The sequence below is a fragment of the Verrucomicrobiota bacterium genome (genome assembly GCA_016871535.1).
Taxonomy (GTDB): Bacteria; Verrucomicrobiota; Verrucomicrobiia; order Limisphaerales; family SIBE01; genus VHCZ01.
This window is the reverse complement of the sequence record VHCZ01000436.1, coordinates 1-2,366: the sequence shown is the minus strand read 5'-3', so window position 1 is coordinate 2,366 and position 2,366 is coordinate 1. Positions and strand designations below refer to the sequence as shown.

The 2,366-nt window shown below is 55.7% G+C and carries 3 protein-coding genes; 2 read left to right on the top strand and 1 reads right to left on the bottom strand.

The window, feature by feature from the left end:
- The first annotated feature begins 255 nt into the window (after positions 1-255).
- A complete protein-coding gene (locus tag FJ398_27275) occupies positions 256-549 on the top strand; it encodes a hypothetical protein (protein ID MBM3841580.1) in 294 nt (97 codons plus the stop codon).
- Between the two features lie 366 nt (positions 550-915).
- Positions 916-2,256: a serine/threonine protein kinase gene (locus tag FJ398_27270; protein MBM3841579.1), complete on the top strand. Its 1,341-nt coding sequence runs from the start codon at positions 916-918 to the stop codon at positions 2,254-2,256.
- On the opposite strand, the gene FJ398_27265 is transcribed toward FJ398_27270, so the two are convergent.
- A complete protein-coding gene (locus FJ398_27265) occupies positions 2,170-2,364 on the bottom strand; it encodes a hypothetical protein (protein ID MBM3841578.1) in 195 nt (64 codons plus the stop codon). The two genes, FJ398_27270 and FJ398_27265, sit on opposite strands and share 87 nt — an antisense overlap.
- Between the last annotated feature and the right edge of the window lie 2 nt (positions 2,365-2,366).

Here is a 2,366-nt window from a genome sequence, read left to right as displayed (position 1 = left end):
ATCAGCGAGTTGGGACGATTTCAAGCACTGAGGGCGAGGAATTTGAGCCGGTGTGTGAAAGTCAAAACCGTCCCGTCGGCGCTCCCCCCGATTTTTTTGTCGCCGCTTGCTTAGGCGAGGATTTGGGTGAAGCCTCATCTTCTTGACTTGAATGCTTTCGGTCTCTCCGCGTCGCGAGCAGAGGGAACTTTTCAGTCGGCGATGTAATCGAATTCACCATTTGCAGTCCATAGAAGCTTCGTCTATTGTCTGCTCGTGAGAACGATGCCAGTTCCCTTGGTGATTCCCGCGGATCTGCGTTCCCAAGTGGCCAAAATCGCCCGCAAAGCCAAGGCCAAACAGGCTGAGGTCTATCGGTTGGCCATCCGTTGCGGACTGCCTGAGGCGGAAAAGCGACTGGTCGCAGACTCCGGCCGCCTTTTCCCAAACATTGATGCGTTGCCACGGGAAGTTCTGGACCGCTGGTACCGGAGCAAGGAGTCGAAGGAGTGGGACGAACTCGAAGCGGTAGCGACGCGTGCCCAGTCTATTCCCAGATTTGAGGAGTGAAACCCTGGGACATTTACTCCTGGCAAGCGCCTGGCTGGCCAGAGCCTCACCCGGCGGTGATTATCTCCGAAGCGAGCCGCGTGGCGAACAAGCCGCAAGTAACCATTTTGCTCTGTTCTTCGCAGCAGGCCAGCCGTGCGGCCGGTCCTACGGAATTTGTTTCAGGAATGAGTAAGATGAAAACTAACGAACGAATCTGCTCCAAATGCGGGACGGCGCTGCGGCCCGATTCATTGGAGGGTCTCTGCCCGCAATGCCTGATGGATGGCAGCCTGGAAACCACGCTGGATATTCCTTCAGACTCCATTAAGACGGTGACAGGGGAAACTTCCGGCATTTCCACCCTCCACCCCAAACGAAACGCGCGTGCACTACTTTGGCGATTACGAGTTGCTGGGGGAACTGGCTCGCGGCGGCATGGGAGTGGTCTATCGCGCGCCGCAGGTGAGCCTCAAAAGGGTGGTGGCGCTCAAGATGATCCTCACAGGAAAGTTCGCGAACGAGGCGGAGGTGCAACGATTTCGGGTGGAAGCCGAGGCTGCGGCCAATCTCCAGCATCCGAATATCGTGGCGATACACGAAATTGGCGAGCATGAGGGGCAGCAATATTTTTCGATGGATTACGTGCAAGGCCCCAACCTGGCCGCGGTGATTCAGGGCAAGCCTTTGGGGATTCGGCGGGCGGCGGAACTGGCCAAGGCCATGGCCGAAGCGATTCATTACGCGCATCAACGTGGAGTGTTGCATCGCGATTTGAAGCCGCAAAATGTTTTGGTGGATGAGAGGGACCAACCGCGTATCACGGACTTCGGCCTCGCCAAGCAAAAAGAAAATGAGAGCGGCCTCACGCAAACAGGCGCTGTGATGGGTACTCCGAGCTACATGCCGCCCGAGCAGGCGGTCGGCCGCCAGGACTTGATCGGTCCTCAGAGTGACATCTATTCATTGGGCGCGGTCCTTTATGAAATGCTGACGGGCCGTCCGCCATTTAAAGCGGAGAACTCCGTGGCGACACTACGGCAGGTGGTCGATGCGCCCCCCATGCGCTCGACTAAATTGAACGAAGAAGTGCCGTTGGATATCGAGACCATTTGCCTCAAGTGTCTCGAGAAGGAAGGCCCAGCCCGTTACGCGACCGCCCGCGCGCTGGCTGAGGACCTGGACCGTTTTCTGCGCCAGCAACCCATTCTGGCGCGCCCGATCATGTCGGCTGTGGTGTGTGGTTTCGGGGTCTGGCTCTTATTCATGACAATTGCGGCGGTTGTTTGGGAAGGAGATCTAAGCGGCAAAAGCTTGCCAATAATTATGGCTTTAATTTCAACCTGGGTTGGTGGCGCATATTTCTGGCAAGTCACACGAGAGCAGACGTCCCTTTCCTACGGACTTCGCCTCGAACACAACCAGAAAAAACCAGAATCGCCGCGCTGGCCGATGTCCACGCGCCTGGCCATCGTGCTGTTCCCGGGAATTATTGCGCTGATGCTGGTCGCGTATTTCGCGCAGCCTGCGGGTTTGAAGGAAACGCTGACGCAGTGGGCAGTCGGTTGGATTTACATCAGCGCGTTCGCATTTTCATTTAAGGCACGGACTAAGGAGCCTAGAAATCATAACATGAACACTTCAGTGAAGGTGTGGTTTCAAGGAATAATTCCATTCTCCGTGAAATTCATCTCGCTCCAAGGCCAGTTTTTTCATCGCCTCCGGTGAAACTTTCACGCCTTTGGGATATTTACCCCGATCAATTTCAGCCCGAATTTTGAGGCCTTCGGTAGTCGTCGTTTGCCCGATCAGGTTGACAATAATCTCATGACTGATCA